This window comes from Acetatifactor muris (genome assembly GCF_024623325.1).
Lineage (GTDB): Bacteria > Bacillota > Clostridia > Lachnospirales > Lachnospiraceae > Acetatifactor > Acetatifactor muris.
This window is the reverse complement of sequence record NZ_JANJZD010000001.1, coordinates 244,524-263,993: the sequence shown is the minus strand read 5'-3', so window position 1 is coordinate 263,993 and position 19,470 is coordinate 244,524. Positions and strand designations below refer to the sequence as shown.

The 19,470-nt window shown below is 50.2% G+C and carries 11 protein-coding genes, 2 pseudogenes and 2 riboswitches; of the genes and pseudogenes, 8 read left to right on the top strand and 5 right to left on the bottom strand.

The annotated features are described in order from the left end of the window. Window positions 1–157 precede the first annotated feature (157 nt). From NSB25_RS01265 to NSB25_RS01245, 5 genes and pseudogenes are all read right to left on the bottom strand, one after another. The gene (locus NSB25_RS01265) at window positions 158–7,243 is read right to left on the bottom strand and encodes an FILTED domain-containing surface protein (RefSeq protein WP_103240443.1); all 7,086 of its coding nucleotides are present in this window, start codon (window positions 7,241–7,243) and stop codon (window positions 158–160) included. A gap of 42 nt (window positions 7,244–7,285) precedes the next feature. Further along, a riboswitch (cyclic di-GMP riboswitch) is annotated at window positions 7,286–7,387 on the bottom strand. Between the two features lie 5 nt (window positions 7,388–7,392). Beyond that, window positions 7,393–7,529: riboswitch (cyclic di-GMP riboswitch) on the bottom strand. A gap of 265 nt (window positions 7,530–7,794) precedes the next feature. Continuing rightward, on the bottom strand, window positions 7,795–8,601 hold the full coding sequence (locus NSB25_RS01260; RefSeq protein WP_103240442.1) for a tyrosine-type recombinase/integrase: 807 nt from the start codon (window positions 8,599–8,601) through the stop codon (window positions 7,795–7,797). A 439-nt stretch (window positions 8,602–9,040) separates the two neighbouring features. Continuing rightward, window positions 9,041–10,063, bottom strand: a complete 1,023-nt coding sequence (locus NSB25_RS01255) for a tyrosine-type recombinase/integrase (RefSeq protein ID WP_242982472.1) — start codon at window positions 10,061–10,063, stop codon at window positions 9,041–9,043. Between the two features lie 202 nt (window positions 10,064–10,265). Next, window positions 10,266–10,871 (bottom strand): hypothetical protein, encoded by a 606-nt coding sequence (locus NSB25_RS01250; RefSeq protein WP_103240441.1) that lies wholly within the window; start codon window positions 10,869–10,871, stop codon window positions 10,266–10,268. Between the two features lie 40 nt (window positions 10,872–10,911). Further along, window positions 10,912–12,348, bottom strand: a pseudogene (locus NSB25_RS01245) (recombinase family protein); the annotation flags it as partial. Between the two features lie 300 nt (window positions 12,349–12,648). Between NSB25_RS01245 and NSB25_RS01240 the strand changes: the two are divergent. From NSB25_RS01240 to NSB25_RS01205, 8 genes and pseudogenes are all read left to right on the top strand, one after another. After that, on the top strand, window positions 12,649–13,632 hold the full coding sequence (locus NSB25_RS01240; protein WP_007037034.1) for a DUF6017 domain-containing protein: 984 nt from the start codon (window positions 12,649–12,651) through the stop codon (window positions 13,630–13,632). 31 nt (window positions 13,633–13,663) lie between these two features. Beyond that, complete coding sequence (locus NSB25_RS01235; RefSeq protein WP_002569164.1) at window positions 13,664–13,885, top strand: DUF5348 domain-containing protein; 222 nt, start codon at window positions 13,664–13,666, stop codon at window positions 13,883–13,885. Between the two features lie 41 nt (window positions 13,886–13,926). Continuing rightward, window positions 13,927–14,403, top strand: a complete 477-nt coding sequence (locus NSB25_RS01230; protein ID WP_007037035.1) for a PcfB family protein — start codon at window positions 13,927–13,929, stop codon at window positions 14,401–14,403. Next, window positions 14,400–14,933: pseudogene (locus tag NSB25_RS01225) on the top strand (type IV secretory system conjugative DNA transfer family protein); the annotation flags it as partial. The gene NSB25_RS01230 and the pseudogene NSB25_RS01225, both read left to right, overlap by 4 nt. A 61-nt stretch (window positions 14,934–14,994) precedes the next feature. Then, window positions 14,995–16,758, top strand: a complete 1,764-nt coding sequence (locus NSB25_RS01220; protein ID WP_103242807.1) for a recombinase family protein — start codon at window positions 14,995–14,997, stop codon at window positions 16,756–16,758. Between the two features lie 606 nt (window positions 16,759–17,364). Then, a complete protein-coding gene (locus tag NSB25_RS01215) occupies window positions 17,365–17,667 on the top strand; it encodes a DUF6809 family protein (RefSeq protein ID WP_103242822.1) in 303 nt (100 codons plus the stop codon). Then, window positions 17,664–17,948 (top strand): DUF6809 family protein, encoded by a 285-nt coding sequence (locus NSB25_RS01210; RefSeq protein ID WP_103242821.1) that lies wholly within the window; start codon window positions 17,664–17,666, stop codon window positions 17,946–17,948. Before NSB25_RS01215 ends, NSB25_RS01210 begins: the two co-directional genes overlap by 4 nt. Window positions 17,949–18,340: 392 nt before the next feature. Beyond that, window positions 18,341–19,414: an AAA family ATPase gene (locus tag NSB25_RS01205; protein ID WP_257479212.1), complete on the top strand. Its 1,074-nt coding sequence runs from the start codon at window positions 18,341–18,343 to the stop codon at window positions 19,412–19,414. Window positions 19,415–19,470: the final 56 nt, after the last annotated feature.

Sequence of the window (19,470 nt, the reverse complement as noted above, 5' to 3'; positions counted from 1 at the left end):
AAAAAAGTCCCCCGCTGCCATTGTCCAGGCATACATGCCTGACTCCGGAATCACGGGGGACTTTTTCATTTTATCTTTTGCAGAAATTCAATTACATAGCTCTAACGCTTTCTTTCAGCCAGGTGTCCCTGCAATGGGTTCACCCGGGCGTTTTCGCTTAAGCCATTCTCTCGTCTTCGTTCTCTTCCTTTTTGCGGGAAAGAACTACCACGACAGTCTGTACGATTGCGATGATTGCCATCAGCAGGGTCCAACGGTCTACAAATCCGGTGGGCAGGGAGATATCTTCTGTCAGACAGAATGCGATAATGGAAATAATTCCTATCGGGAGACTGATCAGGCGCATAAGGCCTTTCTTCTTCAGTTTCTCCTTTTTCTCCTCTTCGTCCTTCCTGGTGTTCACAAAGTAACCAATCAGCAACATCAGGGTCTCAAACACTGCCAGGTTCATCAACGCAAAGTTCACAAGGGCCCAGGCTCTGCCGTTTCCTGCCGCAAGGGGCAGCTCTTCGTCTTCAAGCTCCACTATCGCGGGCTCTTCTTCCTCAGGAGTCACAGTTTCTTCCGGCGCTGCAAGGGGCGGCGTCGGGTCATCAATGACGGTGACAGGCTCCTCTTCTTCCTCGGGAGCTGCCGGTGTCGCCGGCTGTGTAGGTGCAACCGGTACAACCTGAGGTGTGGGCGCTGCTGCAGGTATGGCTGCTGCAGGTGGTACGACTACGGGTACGGGCGCAGGCTCCTGTGTCGTCTCTTCAGGCGTCGGGTCATCGTCATCCGGCGTTGGTGCCGGATCGTCCGGTGTCGGCGTCGGGTCCACAGGCGCCGGGTCCACAGGCGCCGGGTCCACAGGCGCCGGGTCTACAGGCGTCGGGTCTACAGGCGCCGGGTCTACAGGCGTCGGGTCTACAGGCGCCGGATCTACAGGCGCCGGATCTACAGGCGCCGGGTCTACAGGCGCCGGGTCTACAGGTGTCCACTGTGCGGTATAAGTCACGTTGCCCGTTACTGTAGCCGCTACTTCCGGTGTCCAGCCTGCAAAGGTATAACCCTCGCGGACAGGTGTCCCCACAAATGCAGGGGTTGCAGCTCCGCTTACCAAATCAGATGTCACCTGGTCTGCGAACACTTCCTCGCCGTCTACGCCGTCCGTATAGGTCACAGTATACCGAATAATCTGCCTTACAGGCACGGTAACAGTCTTGTCGGTATCGGCAGTGCCGGTAACAGGGTCGCCGGCAGGATCGCCGTTGGGCTCATAGCCCTCAGGAATCTTCTCAGTTTCTTCGGTCACGTCATAGGCAGCACCCTCATCCACAACCACGGTCTCGGTTCCAACCACATTACCATTCTCGTCTACAAACTCGACGGTGATAGTCACCCTGCCCGGAGCGGGCTTATAGGTGTAGGTATAAGTGGTATCACCGGTAATTGCAGTCGTCTCAGCAGGTTCGTTATTTCCCCAGTCGCCAGTCACAAAGCCCTCATCGGGTTTCTCACCGGCTACAGGTATAATGCTGCCCAGAACGGCTTCGCCGTCAGCGGCCATAACCTGCTCTCCGTCAACGGTCTTGTACTTCGTCAGGTATTTCACCACATCAGCGGTTGTCTCGTCATTCCATGCACCGTTTTTGACCTCAAAAGTCACTTTCACCTGGTACTTATCAGGGATGCCGTCAGGTCCGCCGTCGGGCTTGGAAGGATCATCGCCTCCCTTTACGTCCAGAGAGTAGTACAGGTTGATGACCACATTTTCTCTGCCCATAGTGCCGGTCAGTTCGTTCTCGGGTGTATTAGCCGCCATCGGATCAAGAACATAAGTGTTGCTGCCAATGGAGAAGCTCTTCGGAGACTTTACCGCAGGCTTATTAGGCCATGCAAGTGCAGTCATGGTCTCATCGATGCTGTGATCGTAGATTTCGCCTTCTTTCAGCGGATATTCCGGGTTATTATTCCCCCAGAATTTATGACCGTTGTCTGCCAGATAGTTCACGGTGACGGTAAACATCTCTTCCGCGAAGACTTTCAGTGTACTGGGCTGCTCTTCTGCCACCATCCACTTCTGATTGCCTGCGTCCCAGCGGAGAGTCGTGCTGAGAATACCGTCGCTGTTGGTTCTAGTCTCGTTCAGGGCATGTCTGGGACCATCCTCGGTATTCAATTGCCCGGCCCAGACATTCAGCCTGTTCAGGGTCAGTGTACAGGTATAACCGGTTGCAGCGTCGCCCTCAATCTGACCGAGGGTGTACCACTTATCGTTATCGTTGGTCCAGTCATTAGCAGCATATTGCCAGCTTTCGTTGTTGGTAGTGCAGATGACCTCAACCCTCAGCGAGCTGTCATGCACTTCCTCCGGCGTGGGCAGCGTGGGCAACTTGGTATAGACATTGCTCAGCCCCATACTGATTGTACCTGCATGCAAGTCATTCCGATCGTTAAGGCTGCTTCCCTCCGACGCACTGCCGATCCAGGTCCATCCATCGATCTCTCTGCCTTCCTCAGTAAAGGAAATTATTCCATTATTAAGATTTTCAGTGGAACCTTCAATTACTTTAAAGTCCACATTCCAGACAAGCACAGCATCGATACCCGGGAAAAGAAGGCTTTCCTCAAATTTGGCATCCTTACCGGACAGGGTTCCTGTTGTGGTATTGCCGGCCAGCGTGTAGGTGTAGTTGAGGCTGAAATTATCCTTGATCGCCTCTACCTCAGCTTTGCTGGGGCCATAGAACGCTTTGATGATTTTAACTGTTTTGGAAACCATCTTCGGCGTCCACACGGCGTACAGTGTCTTGCTGCGGTTCTCCTTAGTCAGGGTAACCTTTGAAAGAGCTGTCATTCCTGTGGTGGCATCTTCTGTCTCCGCCCAGCCCTGGAACACATAACCTATACGGACAGGGTTGGAGATATCAGTAGTACCATCCGCCTCTTTGCCAACTGTGAACTCCACGGAGCTTTCGGCAGATTTCCTCGTGACAGTCGCATGCGTGTCGTCAGTACCATCGTTCATTTTATAAATTACAGTGTATGTCTTGCCCGCGGGCTTAACCGTGCCGCCAGCTTCACTGCCGCCCATGCTTGCGCCGGACTCTGCTGACTCCTCGATATCATAACCGCCGTTTCGAGCAGCACTGCGAACGCGGGCTTTCTGCGTGCCAGCAGTCTGGCCGTCAGTGGTCCATGTACCGCCGGTGGCTTTATTCTTCAGCCCTATGCTCAACACATCGTCGCCGGTATTCTCGATTACAAAATCGTAAGTCAGAACCACTTTCTGCTTATCTGCAAATACCTCAGACCGTTCGAATTTCGTTACGATACTGTGGGTTGCATTACCATTGGCCACAGGAGTGACCATGCCGCCAGCAGCACTGCCGTCCAGCCTGACATTTTCGATGCTCAGAATATAACCATCGTTAACTTCCGCATTGTCCGCCTTAACCGTAGTTGTCAGATCATCCAGGATGTCCAGACCGTAAAGGTCGAACCCGCTGTCGTTCATCACTGTGACAGTGTAGTGGACGTGCGCCTTGCCGCTGCCGTCATCCTCGCTCTTGCAATCGGCCTCAGTGCAGCTTGCGTCAGGCGCGCCATTCTGAAAACCTCCGTTAGTCTTGGTGACGATCAGATTGTAAATCACGGTCTTAACAGGATCACTTTCCACAGGGGTCGTGATTTCGTCGCTGGTCACGCTGGCGTGGTTCTCAATCTTGCCGGTTTCTATAGCGGTAGCCGTAAAGGTAACCGTCTTGGATTCACCGGCCCCAATAGTGCCCAGATTCCATGTGATTGTAGCTCTGCCATTTTCCACTTTGGAATTATATTCACCGGGATTACTGTTAGAAATATTGGTTCCCAGCTCCTCAGGCAAAGTGTCGCTCACTTTCACGTTGGCAGCATCAGTACTGCCGTTGTTCTTCACTGTGATCGTGTAATTCAGCGTATTTCCCTTCTTCACGCTGGCCTTATCAACCGTCTTGGTGATCTCAAGCTCGGGCGTGGTTACAGGTTCCACATGGTATACTACATAGTTGCAGAAATAGTTATTAGCGCCGTTCTTTTCGTAAACAATCTCCACACCGGGATTGTGAATTTTAAGGTTCTCAAAGTCCCATGCACCGTCCTTGTAGTAGAATGTCACATTCACAGTGTCTTTGGTACCTTCCTTATACTCGTGGTCCTTCTTACTATTGTGCTGAAACCGGTCTGCAAAGTCGCTCTTGTAGAGAGTAACTGTATACTCCCAGTCGTAGCCGTACTTATTGGTTTTAACCACTTCACCGCCGGTATACTCGGTGATCCCATTCACCACTTCCCGCAGCCGCAAGTTTTCTTTCTCGTCCTTGTGACCGCTTTCATTGCTGTCGCAGACCACCTGAACACGAAGATTGCCGCTCGTTCCGGAAATCACGGGCGCATTGGGCGCATCAGGTGCCTTTTGATAATAGTTGTAGATATAGTTGGTAGGCAGGTTTTTTGTAGCGTCGATCTGGTACGTGCCGGTAACAGCCTTCTCGTTCGAGCTGTTCAAACCCTCCTGCTTCTCCCATACATACCCACCCACATTATAGTTGCTCTCAGTGATGGTTAACGGGGTTTTGTAGGTGGAATTTGTATCTTCATCCACTTTCACGTTCATTTTCCACGTCAGGGTGGGGTGACCATTCTCGTTGATACCCTTTTGCGCCGCGCCAGATGCCAGACTGCCGGTTACAGAAGCATCATCGCGATAAGTGTAGCTGTAGTTCAGGACAAAATTGCCCGGAACCTTATCTAACGCTATCTTGTTGCCCCCCATGCCGACAAACGTCTTAACAATGGTAACTTCTTTCATGAGCGATTTAATTTCAGGCTCTTCTTCCTTCGCCGGAGTCGTCTCGGTGGAAGTAGTGCTGCTTTCGTCGTCCTTACCGGGAGTGACCATTGCGTTATTCACCAGCTTGCCGTTCTTATTAATATCAGCGGCGGTAAATTCGCGGGTCACATAGATAACTGCGCTGCCTCCCTCGGGGATAGTGTTCTCCACGTCCAGCTGCGGCCCGCTGACCCAGCTTGCCCCGGTATCGGTGACCTTGTACTTCGCTCCCACGTCGCCGGTGACGGTGATCTTGTAGAGCAGCTTCACGCTCCCACCGTTTGGAATAACGATCTCACCGTTGACAGGATAGGTAATATTGTCAACCGTTACACCACTGGGAATTTCGCTTGCGCTCTTCACCAGAGTCTTATCGATATTGGTGATTTTCTCGGCCTTCTTCCATGTGGCCACATAGGTAACATTGCCATCCACCTTTTCCGTGACCGCGGGTGCCCAGCCCATAAAAGTGTAACCCGTACGCTTGGGCTGAACTTTACCATTCACAGTTTCGGTGCCTTCGACAGCCGCCATAAACGCCGGAGTGTTATCGCCAGCTTTGAGGCCCGTATAGCTCTGGTCGGTGAACACGGTCTCTCCTTCTACACCGTCAGTGTAGGTGACAGTGTAAGTGTGAACTTGAGTACCCTTTTTGATCTTCACCAGCCAGCCATAGGTAGTGCCAGTATCTGGACTGCTAAATTGGGTCAGACTACTTGTGGGGCACTTCCATTTGCCCTCAGACGCAGAATAATAGAACGTGATATCCTTAGGCGATTCATAGAGCATATGCGTTCCAAGCTTACCTGACAATGCGTTATTCCAAAGGTCCAAATAGAAATTCCCATTCAGCTGAACTGTGCATTCGTAAGGATAAACATTCTTGCTGAAAGAACTGTTTCTGCCTGTGTTCTCGATGACCTCGCCAGGAATAATGGTTGTCTTACCATCGTAGAACAGCTTAGCAGGAGCACTGTGATTAGCTTGGTCTCCTCTATCCTGACACTGAATGAATACATAGGAAAGCGTCACGTTGTCCTTGTTGGGCGCGTCGGGCTTCTCAATCGGTTCAACAGTGCCATCGCCGACAGTTACATCATAATAGATATCGCCGATCGCCTTACCGTTGTCTTCCCCGAAGAACGCGTTATTGGTTACAACCGCCCAGCTTGCGCCGTAGTTCAGCCGCACTGTCCCGCTCTGTCCCACTTGCGCACTCGGTTTCGCTGTAAAGGTCACGTACAGGACGCCGCCATCTGCACGCAAGTTGACATTCAGCCAACTGGGGCATGTCATAACCCAAGGCAAGCCACCGTTCTCTTCCCAGTTAGTCGTTACCGCAATACCATAGTTGGTATAGAACACCAAATTGCCGCTGTCAACTGTCGCGGTTTCTCCATCCGGATTAACAAGGACTTCGCCAACATAGTCTGCATCGGCATAGTTTCCGCTCACCGTCACAGCAGGGATGTTATGATCCGCATTCCACATCTCAAAAGTGAGAAATGCGCTTTCGAGCACGTTAGGATCCGTGGTCCCTACACCTGTGGGAATCTTACCAAATGTCGCCGCTTCCAGTTCCAACGCTTTTCCAACCGCTTCAAAGACTGCGCCGACCTTTTCCAACGCTTCAGTCACGTCCTCCCGGGCGTAGTTCTCATCGCTCAGCGCCTCGGCCATGTCGATCACCGCGTTGACCTGCTCACCAAGCTCCTCGGCGTTCTCTTTCGTCACGTCCTCGGGTGCCGGCAGCTTCGCCACCGCGTCCAGGAACGCCTGAACCTCTGCGGGTATTTCCTCGCTCTTTGGTGCTTCCGTCGCCGTAGGTTCTTCCGTCACTTCGGGCTCTTCGTTCACCTCAGGCGCTTCCGTCGCTTCGGGCTCTTCGCTCACCTCAGGCGCTTCCGTCACTTCGGGCTCTTCGCTCACCTCAGGCGCTTCCGTCACTTCGGGCTCTTCGCTCACCTCAGGCGCTTTCGTCGCTACAGGCTCTTCGTTCACCTCAGGCGCTTCCGTCGCTACAGGCTCTTCGCTCACCTCAGGCGCTTCCGTCACTTCGGGCTCTTCGCTTGCCTCAGGCGCTTCCGTCACTTCGGGCTCTTCGTTTGCCTCAGGCTCTTCCGTCCCTTCGGGCTCTTCGTTCACCTCGGGCGCTTCCGTCCTGTCAGGCGTAGTCTCTTCGCCCTCCGTCTGGATTGCTTCTACGGATTCATTGTCTCCGGCCGTCTGATTATTCTCATCCGCCGGGCTTATTTCCCCGCCCAGATCCGTGACGACTTCGACGCTTTCAATGGGCCCCGCCGCAAATGCCGATACGTCCACCGATCCGACGCATAGCACAAAAGCGAGAAGCAACGCAAAAAAGCGTCTCTTCTTAAATCTCATCCTTTTCATGTTTTTACCTCTCTTTGCTGAAATCAGTCGGATGCAAAGTTATCCGGCGGCCGGGCTGGCATAGTATTGTCACATAATTTCTCCAACACCTTAGCCCCCATAGCTTTGCGTCCCGCTATTTCTAACGGTTTGCTAATTATAAAACTATAATTAGCAGCCAGGCTGACATAACAATTTCAAACACTTTCAAATTCAATCTAACTGATTCAATTCAACTACGTTTCCAACTGCCTTAGTCCCTGTGGCTTTGCGTCCCGCCGTTTCCGACGGTTTGCCAAAAAGCCCATCGTCTCCACATTCACGCCCTGCCGCCCCGATGGCATGGCAACAGGGCATCCCTCACAGGCGGACTGTTCTCCGCCATTATTTCCTCACGCATATCCCCCACTCCTTTCCTGATATTCCTTTCTGCTGCTCTCTTACCATTCCCCTCTTCCAGAATTTCTTAGAAACCGTTTGAAAATGGCTTTTAAAAAGTTATTTTCACTTCCGCTTCCTTATTCTCCGCAGCCATATCTCGCAGCCGGCAGGTAAATTCCTCATTTTCAACCCTACTCCCACCCCACGGTCAGCTGTTCCTGTTCCAGCAGCCTCTCGTAAGCCTGTTCCATCAGGACAGTTATGTTGGCCTGAATCCCCTCCTGAGTAGACTGGTACATTTTCCACAGACATCTGGGATTTACCTTTTCCGCTGATACCCGGGCGTCCCGGCTAATACTTCTGATGCAGCGTCCCACATTAGAACGGTCCATGGGCCGTCCTCCCGCAGTGACAAATATCGGCCCCTCCGTAATCCCTTTCTGTTCCATATAGCTCATCAGTTCTTTCTGCAGAATCGCAGGAATCCACAGGATTCGGGCACTCACTCCATTCTGGCGTTCCAGACGGACCCTGCCCTGCCGGACAGCAGCAGCCGTAAGCTGAGGCAGCTCCTGCAGACGCAGTCCCACGCCTCCCAGCGTTTTAATCAGCAGATAGGTTTTCTCCTGGCCCAGCTGTTTGGCTGTGGACAGCAGACGCAGGTATTCATTCCTTGTCAGTTCCGGCTGTACATCTTCTATGTTGCTGAAGGTACTCACCTGCCAGTCTCTGTGCCCCAGATACCGCATCAGGCTGTTCCAGACAGACACTCTGGTATTGATAGTCCTGGTGCTGAATTCCTGCTCCTCCAGCCACTGCCGCCACAGTAAGCCGCTCTGTGCTGTAATTATTTTCTCTTCAGAAAGGTACTCATAGAGCCCGTTCAACGTCCTGCGATACTCCTGCAGGGATATATGGCTGCATCCCCTGTCCGACAGATGCGTCAGGAATGTCTCCAGCACCTCCGGCGTCAGTTTTTCCTCTGTCTTCTGCTCCATACTTTCTGTCCTTTCCCTTTTCCTGGAAGTGTGTTCAGCCGGTCCCCTCCACGTTCTATGCCCTATGGTTCCGGCAGTCGGCAGACCGCATGCTCACACCCTACAGGAAACAAAATTACCATTTCATTTATAATATAAAACCAAAGTTAAACCGCATAATCTTTATTATGTACAGTATAGCATGATGGTAAGTGATTTTCAAGGTTATTTTATGCTTTTACATTTCAAATGTTGACTGTTGGAAGAAGATCTTAGAATAAGAAAGTATACGAAAGAAAGCCTGAGAAAATCAGGAAAGCAGATTTTTCGGGTCTTTGTTTTTTGACGCCTTTTTTGACACTGTTGCGGGATGCGGCTGTTGCTGTATCCCATTTTTTTGCTTTTGAGGTATCTATCAAAGGCAAAACGATATATGAAATGGTAATTTTGTGGTATTGTTTCAGCTGACCAGCCCCAGCTTCTCCATCTGCTGGGCATGGTTCTCTCCCGTTGACATCAGGTAGATGCGTGTGGTTTCAATCCTGCTGTGTCCCAGTACATCCGCAAGCTTTACAATGTCTCTGCATATCTTGTAAAAGGTTCTTGCAAAGAGATGGCGCAGGTTATGAGGGAACACTTTGGATGGATTTACACCGGCTTTCCCGCACAGTTTTTTCATTTCCCGCCAGATCTGGCACCTGGACATTCCTGTCCCCTTACGGGTAATGAAGATTTCCCCTGTTGTAATATTCTGCTTTCTGGCATAGTCTCTGAGTTTCTTACAGAGCTTCCCGGGGAGGAGGATGGTCCTGATTTTTCCTTTCAGGGAGATATCTGCCCGTCTCCGGGAAAATGCCTCCACCGTGATATACTTCACTTCGGACACCCGGATACCGGTGGCACAGATCGTCTCCAGAAGCAGTGCCAGACGGGAATTTCCTTTCTCCCTTGCGGTCTTCAGCAGCCGTTCATATTCTGTCCGACTCAGCTCTTTCTCCTGTTCCCGGAAGGCTCGGCGCTGTATCTTCAGGAATTTTACCCGGCATTCCTCCCATCCCAGAAATTCGAAAAAGCCATTCAGGGAAGAAAGCATGGCGTTAATGGTGGACGGGGCATAGCCTGCCTTCGTCAGATGTGTTTTCCAGCCTGTGGATGCCTCCTTGTCTACCGGGATGGCAGTTTCCTCTTCCAGTGACGCTTCCGATTTATGGATTCCATCGTCTGGCAGCAGCTTTCCTGCGGAAAATCTCTGCTCCGTTCCCGGCTGCTCTCTGCCAGACAGCACTTCCTCCGCTCCTGCCTGGCCTCCGCCGGGAGATATCTCCCCGGTCTTCCCCTGCCTGCCGGCAGCGCACTCCTCCAGCCATGCCGCAAAGGCCCGGATATCCCGCAGGTATTTCTTAATGGTATCCGGTGCCAGTTCCTCCCGCACCATGTGTTCCCGGTAACTTGTCATTTTCTCTTCTGTAATCCTGTATGCCATTTTTCTCTTCTCCTTTCGGGGCCCGTCAAATATCCGCGACTTTTCCTATAGATCTGTCTGTAACTTACAGGAACCGCCTCGTGCCTCCTGTAATCTGCAGGCAAGTTCCTATGATTTAAAATCATGCCGTATTCCTGCAGGTTTTACAAGTAAAAGATTGGCATTTTGGGATAGGTATATATGATTTCTAAAAATGTCAGTATTATCGGCCTGTTTGAAAAAGCTCTACACTGTATTTGGCAGGATTCTCTTTGTTGATGTAAACATTCGCATATAAATCTTCTTTTCGCGTAAATTGTGTCAAAACATAATAATTACTTACTGCTTTGTATTCCTTACCCTCGTAAATAAACCGAAAGGCAATTCTGCAAGTGACGTAGTTTCCTACTCTAATCCAGGCTGCCGGAATCATGTCCTCTATTTCAGAGTCCATGCAAGCGCCTGAATGCTTCAGTTTTTTTAATTTATTCCTGTCATATACCAGCTTACTCATTGAAGCCAAAAACAACATCAGCCATACAGAAACATTGATTAACATGGGTTCCAATATAGTTGAATTAAAAAAATTCCCAACAAGACCAACCGCCAGTTCAATCACTGCTACAAACAAAGCGGTATTAGCACATACGGAAAATAAGTATTTTACAGGCCTAAGATTGGCAATTTGTTTTTCTTTAAAAAGCCTGGAAATATTTTCCTCCGCTTTTCCTTTATATTCCTCCGCTGATATATGCTCTCCTGAAAAAAGCTCATTCAAACTAATACCCAGAACATCACACAAAGGCTGTAAAAGCGACACATCCGGCATTCCTCTTCCGGTATCACATAGTTAAAGATATTGGTATCATTCAATCAATTTTGCCGATAAAGCGGTAGAAGATTTCTACCTCCTGTTCCCGGCTTCCGTCCTCACCTTTGACCGCTTCATGGACAACGATTTTTTCAATCAGCATATTCAAAAGTTCGGCGGTCAGTTCTGTTGGATTGACGCACTCTTTCATCAAGGCAATCCATTTTTCTGCGTCTACGGCGTTCTGGCTTTCAGTGGCGATAGCGGATTGAAGCTGTTCAATCTTTTCGTCCAGTTCAGCCTGTTCGCTTTGGTACTTCCCGGACAGCATAGAGAAGTTGTATTCCGTGATACGCCCCGCCGCCCAGTCCTCATACATCCGGGCAAACAAAGTATCGACTTCGGCTTTTCGCTTCTCTGCCTTTTTCAGTTCTGCGGCCTGCTTCTTTCTTGCGGCAGCCTGTCCCTTATCAGTGGCATTTAACAGCTGCTTCAAGAGCCGTTCTTCATCATGCTGTACCAGCCCCGACCAGTATTGCAGACGGGAGAGGACATAGGCATAAAGCACATCATAACGGATATAGTGCATGGAGCATTGGCGTGTGCCCTGCCCGTACTTGCTACAATGATAATGGCCGTAAGGCTTGCTGTTCTGCCTGTTCTCCCCATAGGACAGCGACCAGCCGCAATCCGCACATTTTACCAATCCGGAAAAAATCTGCGTTGTACCATCCTTGCACTTCCTGCGGCGGTTTGCTATCTGCTCCTGTACCTGCCGGAAAACCTGCTCGCTGATAATCGGCTCCTGCGTGTTCTCCACCCGCACCCATTCACTTTGGGGCTTGCGTACCCTCCGCTTGTTCTTAAAGGAAATGTTCGTTTCCCGGTAATGAATGGTATGGCCGATATAGGTTTCGTCTTTCATAATGCTCTTGACCTGGGCTATCGTCCATGCGTAGCTTTTTTCCTCCGGCGCACCCGCATAGATGTTTGCAAAAGTCCCGTCACGCTGGAAGTTGATAAATCCCGGTGTGGGAACCTTTTCCGCAATCAGTATTCTTGTGATACTGGCCGCCCCTCTGCCATGAATAGCAAGGTCAAAAATCTTCTCCACTATCCAGCGGGTTTCCTCGTCGATTATCAGCTTGTTTTTGATTTCCGGGTGTTTCCTGTACCCGATGGGAGCATAGGCGCCGATACGCTGTCCTGTGGCAAACTTTGCTTTGAAAGCGGCCTTTACCTTGCGGCTTGTATCTTTCGCAAACCATTCATTGAACAGGTTTTTGAACGGGACAAAATCGGAAAGCCCTTTCTCTGTGTCCTCATTCTCCGCAACGGCGATGTAGCGAACCCGTTTCTCCGGGAACAGAAATTCCAGATAGTAGTCCATCATCACATGTTCCCGCCCGAAACGGGACAGGTCTTTCGTGACAATGCAGTTTACTTTTCCGGCTTCCATATCGTCCATCATGCGCTGAAAATCCGGCCGTTCAAAAGCTGACGTTAGATAACGATACTTTTGAAAACACTGGAAAATCAAGGTTTTTCGAGCGACGGACAAGCAGGGTATTGTACTAAAAACTGAATACGACGCAGAAGCGGCGTTTCTTACTCTCTACATGGGAGAACAGGAACGCCGCTTTTTTCATGCCCTTTGTTACGCAGTAGGGGCAGAAAAAGCCTTGCTACAAGCGGTTTTCCGGGCGCGTATCTGGCGCGGAAAGGGATTTATACCTTATCCCCCGAAACCGCGCTTCTACTGCGTAACAAATCCAAAGCAAAGGAGCTATGAACTATGGCAGTTTTCAGAGTGGAACGAAACAAGGGCTATACCGTAATGAGCAACCACCACCTACGCAACAAGGAGCTTTCCCTAAAGGCAAAGGGGCTGTTGTCGCAAATGCTGTCACTCCCCGAAGATTGGGACTACACCTTGAAAGGCTTATCCCTTATCAACCGGGAGAAGATAGACGCTATCCGCGAAGCCATTAAGGAACTTGAACGCGCCGGGTATATCGTCCGTTCAAGGGAGCGCGACGAGAAAGGACGCTTGCGGGGCGCGGACTATGTGATATTCGAGCAGCCGCAGCCGCCTACGCCGGATTTACCTACATTGGAAAATCCAACATTGGATAATCCAATGCAGGAAAAACCAACATTGGAAAAACCTACGTTGGAAAATCCAACGCAATTAAATAAAGATATACAAAGAACTGACTTACCAAAAAAAGAAAAATCAAATACAGATTTATCAAGTACCCATTCCATTCCTATCCTTTCCCCTAACCCCTCTCCTTGCAGAGAAGCGGCTGCGCCGCCGGAACGGAAAGGAACGGAAGCGGCAGCACAGAGCGCAGTTGATATATACCGGGAAATCATCAAGGACAATATCGACTACCACATTCTCAAACAGGACATGAAGTTTGACAGTGACAGGCTGGACGAGATTGTAGACCTCATGCTTGAAACCGTATGCACCGCCAGAAAGCGGGTACGGATTGCGGGGGACGACTACCCGGCAGAGCTTGTGAAGTCAAAGTTTATGAAACTAGACGGCGAGCATATCCGCTTTGTGCTTGACTGTATGCGGGAGAACACAACCAAAATCCGCAACATCAAGCAATATCTGAAAGCCGCCCTTTTCAACGCCCCGTCCACAATCGGCAACTACTACACTTCCCTTGTCGCCCATGACATGGCAAGCGGCGCACTGTCACCGAAAAAGCCGCAGTACGGCGACCCGGACTATTATTCATGCAATGAGGGCGAAAGCCTGTAACCACCCACAACCACAAAAGGAGGATTTTATTATGGCACAGAAAATGACAGGAGCATTGGTATTTGACGAGCGCACCGACCGTTACGACATCCGCTTTGACTTAAACAGCTACTACGGGGGCTTGCATTGCGGCGAGTGCTTTGACGTATTCGTGCGGGGCAAGTGGAAGCCGACCCGGATTGAGTACGGCGACAACTGGTATCTTGTGGGTATCAGAGCCGAGGACTTGAACGGGCTGCGGGTGCGTATCTGACCGCCGCCCCATAAAGAAACGCGAAAGGAGGACGCGACAAATTGCAGGACGAAGTAAACGAAAAGACCATAGCCCTTTACATCAAGACCGGGAAGCTGACCGCGCAGACGCTCCAAAAGGCAATGAAAGCCATACTGTCAAAGGGCAAAAAGCAGCTTGCAAAACCGCCACAGGGCAAGCAGAGCTTAAAGCAGCTTATGAAGCAGAACGCGGGCGTTTCCAACATTGAGATTACCGAGGGCAATATCAAAGCCTTTGAGAGTACGGCGAAAAAGTACGGTATCGACTTTGCGCTGAAAAAGGACGCGACGGAAAGCCCGCCCCGCTATCTGGTTTTCTTCAAGGGGCGGGACGCGGACGTACTGACCGCAGCCTTTAAGGAATTTTCCGCAAAAAAGCTGACACAGGAGAAAAAGCCCTCAATCCGAAAGCTGCTCTCTACCCTCAAAGAAGCTGCACAGGGCAGAAACGCGGAACGGGCAAAGGTCAAGAACAAGGACAGGGAGGTATCGCTATGAAGCCGGAAATCAAGAAGCTGCTTATCCTAAATCTCCCGTATCTGCTCTTTGTCTGGCTCTTTGATAAAGTGGGCGCGGCTGTCCGGCTCTCCCCCGGCGCGGACGCAAGCGCAAAGCTGCTACATCTTGGGGACGGTTTTACCGCCGCCTTTTCCAGTATCGCGCCGAGCTTCCACCCGGCAGACTTAGCTTTAGGCATTGCGGGGGCGGTCATTGTCCGGCTGATTATCTACACCAAAGGCAAGAACGCGAAGAAATACCGCCGCGGGACAGAATACGGTTCGGCGCGTTGGGGCGGGGCTGACGACATAAAGCCGTACACCGACCCGGTATTTGAGAACAATATCCCCTTAACGCAGACGGAACGGCTCACCATGAACAGCCGCCCGAAGCAGCCGAAATACGCAAGAAACAAAAATATCCTTGTAATCGGCGGTTCCGGCAGCGGCAAGACCCGGTTCTTTGTGAAACCGTCGCTCATGCAATGTACGTCAAAGGATTTTCCAACGTCGTATATCGTCACTGACCCGAACGTGATAGTGTTATAAGGAACTAAAAAGCGTTACATCATAACAGAACGGGGGTTATATAATGAGCAAACAATTAAACAGTATCAAGATTACCGCCCTGTATGAAAGGCTCTCCCGCGACGACGAATTACAGGGCGAATCCAACAGTATCACGAACCAGAAACATTTCTTAGAGGACTACGCAAGGAAGAACGGCTTTGTCAACATACGCCACTTCACCGACGACGGAGTGAGTGGGACGACATTCGACCGGGAGGGCTTCCAGTCCATGATTGCCGAAGTGGAAGCCGGAAACGTGGCTGTCATTATCGTAAAAGATATGAGCCGGTTTGGGCGCGACTATCTGAAAGTAGGGTTTTACACCGAAGTCATGTTTAAAGAAAAAGGCGTCCGGTTCATAGCAATCAACAACGGCATAGACAGCAGCAACCAGCAGGACAGCGATTTCACGCCGTTTTTGAACATTATGAATGAATGGTATGCACGCGATTCCAGCCGCAAGATACAGGCTATCTTTAAAGCCCGTATGCAGGAAGGGAAGCGGGTTTCTCCCAGTGTCCCCTACGGCTACCGGCGCGACCCGGACGACAAGCAGCATTTGATTATCGACCCGGAACCGGCGGCAGTTGTCCGGCGCATTTTCAAGCTGGTTCTGGAAGGGAATGGAGTCAATCGGATTGCCGATATTCTGTACGCTGACAAGATATTGATTCCCTCGGCATATGCTGAAAAATACTATCCTGAAAACCAGCATAGCAAGAGTTTCCACGACCCTATCCGCTGGACAAACCAAACAATCATTCATATCTTGGAAAAGCGGGAATATATGGGGCATACGGTATTGGGTAAAACTATCAGTGAATCCTATAAAACCAAAAAGCGCCGGAAAGCTACAGAGGACGAATTGATGATATTTGAGAACACCCACGAAGCAATCATTGACGAAGAAACATGGAATAATGTACAACGCCTGATAGAAACAAAACGCCGACCGAAAAAGAATGGCGCTCCCCCTTGCCGATTAAGTGGATTGCTCTATTGCGCGGACTGTGGCTCGAAGCTGTCACACCGGTATAATTCCAGAAACAAATATGACGCTGACAATTCTTATGGCTGCTCCAGCTACCGGCAGTATACCCGGAATTGTACCATGCACTATATCCGGGTATCTGTAGTAGAAAAATTGATTCTGGAAACTATCCGGGAAGTCAGCGCCTATGCCCTCTCAAACGAAAAGGAGTTTGTCAAGAAGGTACGGGAAGCGTCAGACGTTCAGCAGGAAGCCACTATGAAAGAATACCGCCGAAGATTGGGAAAGGCAAAGCGGCGGCATGAAGAACTGGACGACCTGGTGAAAAAGCTATATGAATCTTTTGCTACCGGGAAGATTCCAGAAAAGCACTTTGACCGTCTGCTATCCGGGTATGACAACGAACAGACCACACTTGAAGCAGAAATGCAGGAATTACAGACCGGGCTTGACCGTTACGGCGCGGACAGCGTGAGGGCTGACCGGTTCCTTGAATTGGTGAAAAGGTACACGGATTTTTCAGAACTTACCACTCCTATGTTAAATGAATTTATAGAAAAAGTAGTTGTCCATGAAGCGGACAAATCAACCGGGGACAGGGTGCAAAAGGTAGACATATATCTAAACTTTATCGGGGCATTTACTGTACCAAAAATGGAAGCTGCCCTGACCGCCGAACAGGAAGCAAGGGAACAAAGGAAGCTGCAAGCCCGCAACAGGGAACGCGAACAAAACCGGCTGCGTATGCAACGGTACAGGGCGCGACAGAAGGAACTGGCAGCGGCGGCAAATTAGCATAAGGGGAACCAGAAAGAGGACGCAAGGCAGAAAGCAGCGTCCTCTTTTATGCGCCACGCCAACGGCGGGCGTAAACCCTCGGAGAGCCCACGCCGGCACTTTGCAACGCGAAGCGGTGAAAGTGTCAGAGTGGGTCATATACTTGATAAAAGTATATGAAAATATCCTCGGCAATCGAAACAGTTACCCTTCTATGAAAGAAATATAGCTTGCATATTGACTTAATGGCTGACATCAATTATACTATTATTGTCAGCCAACAATCTTACAAGGGGGTGATGTTATTACTAAGAAAGTTGGACGACCTTATTCTGAAAATCCAAAAGAAATACGGCTTACAGTTCGCTTGGATAAAAAACATAATGATATTCTTGAACGATATTCAAACGAAAATGGCATTACAAAAAATGAATCTGTAAGGCGGGGAATTGAAAAATTGGAGGATAAGGAAACGGAATAAGTAAGAAGTGGCGTTACCCTCTCACAAGCAGCCGCCACTTCCCACATTGCAACTACCACAAGGGCAGACCGCGTAAATATTATACACTGCACGGAACCGTCTTGCAAGTAGTTGTTAAATCCATAAGGAAAGGACGGAAACGAATGGGAAAAATTTTAGAGGCAATCGCAACAGACCACCTTTGCGTTGAGCCAGTGATTTATGAAGGGGATTCCAAATTTAACCGGGCAAGAAACCGGTACTGCACCCTCGGAGAAAAGCTGATGGCGAAACTCAATGAGGAAGAACGAAAAATGCTGGATGACTACAGCGCGGCACAAAACGAAGAAAGCGTTCTCTATGGGATTGACCGTTTTGTTAAAGGCTTCCGGTTAGGGGTACTTATGATGATTGAGGTCATTTCTGATGAAGATGATTTAATTCTCCATGAGGGGGAAAGCGTATGAGCATTTTAGAACGCCTTTACGATGGGAAAGTCTACCCCTGTGAAGAAATCCTTCCACAAAACTATGCGGAGTACCGTGCTATTTCTGGACAAGTGGGAAATGATTATGAATACCTCCTAAAAGAATTATCACCAGAACAGCTTAAACGGTTTGAGGAAATGGATAAAGGAAGGACAAAGCTTTCCACTATACAAGCCTACGCCAACTTTGAGTACGGTTTCAAGTTGGGTGCAATGCTGATGAATGAAGTTTTCAGCAATCATCAAGAAGTAAAAGAATAGACAGCCAGACAGAAGAAACGGTGCGCCTGACCGTGCCGCTTCTCCTATCCAACCGGTCAAGGTACGGGTCGTATTTCCGCCGCCCTGCTCTGGAAATCTCCACCCTTTCCCCCTTGACCGTCTGGATTTTTGCCGTGCTATGGCTGCGCCGAAAACGGGGAACAGGAAAAAGAACTGTTTCCCGTTTTTCGTCCCAACCATTGTACGGCAAAACCGGCTCCGCTGGTGTACTGGCGGCGGGAGTTTTCCTGCGGTGGCTCTGCCCCCCACACCCCCGACCTCCTCCAAAGAACAGAATAAAAGACGATTCAAGCCCTGTAACGGTTGCTAGCGCTGTTATAGGGCTTTTTATATAGATAACTGAAAGCAGAATGAAAAGGAGTGAACAACTTATGAAAGAAATCAAAACCTTGTCCGTCATTGACGGGAAAAGCCTGTTAGGGCTGGACGTGGAACCGCCTAAATTTATCATTGCCGGGCTTATGCCGGTGGGGTTGCATATCTTATCCGGCAGCGCCAAAATCGGGAAGTCATGGCTTTCCTTATGGCTCTGCCAGCAAGTGTCCACTGGCGGGAAGGTATGGGAGTTTGAAACGCGCAAATGCGGGACGCTCTACCTGGCATTGGAAGATACCATTGACCGGCTCCATTTCCGGCTCTCCCACATCACCGACGACGGCTCGGAACAAAGCTATTTTGCCACGGAAGCGGATAACCTGTCCGGCTCCCTGATACCACAACTTGAAACCTTCATGGCGGCTTATCCAGACACGGGGCTTGTGGTGGTTGACACGCTCCAACGGGTACGCGGGGCGGTGAATGATAAGAACGCCTATGCCAATGACTACGACGAAATCGGGCGAATCAAGTCCTTTGCTGACCGCTTCAAGATTGCCGTGCTGCTGATTCACCACGTCCGCAAGATGCCGGACAGCGACCCCTTCAACATGGTTTCCGGCTCGGTAGGGATAATCGGCGCGGTTGACAGCATGTATGTGCTGGAAAAGGACAAACGGACAGCCAACAAAGCGACCCTTCACGTTACCGGGCGCGATATAGAGGATATGCAGCTTTTACTGGAATTTGACCGGGATATGACCGTCTGGCGGTTCGTGTCCTATCTTTCCGGGGAACCGGCAGCCGATACACTCACGCCGGTTCTGGTGAAGTTCCTTTCCAGCAAGAAAACATTCAGCGGGACAGCTACGGAACTGTTAGACAGCCTGAAAGGGATAGACAGCAGCGTTTCCTGCTCTCCCAACAGTTTAACCCGGCTGCTGAAGGAACGCGCCCTGATACTGGAAAAACAGCACCATATCCGTATGGGCTTCACCCGGACAAAGAGCGCCCGCCTTGTTTCCCTCTCTATGGGTGACGATGACGATAAAAATATATATAGGGGTGCGGAAGGGATACCGTCATCTACGGCGGGTGACGATACCCCCAAAACAGGGGTACATAGATAAATACCGTCATCGTCATCAGACAGGCGGCAACAGGGGCAGCTGTTACGCAATAGGGG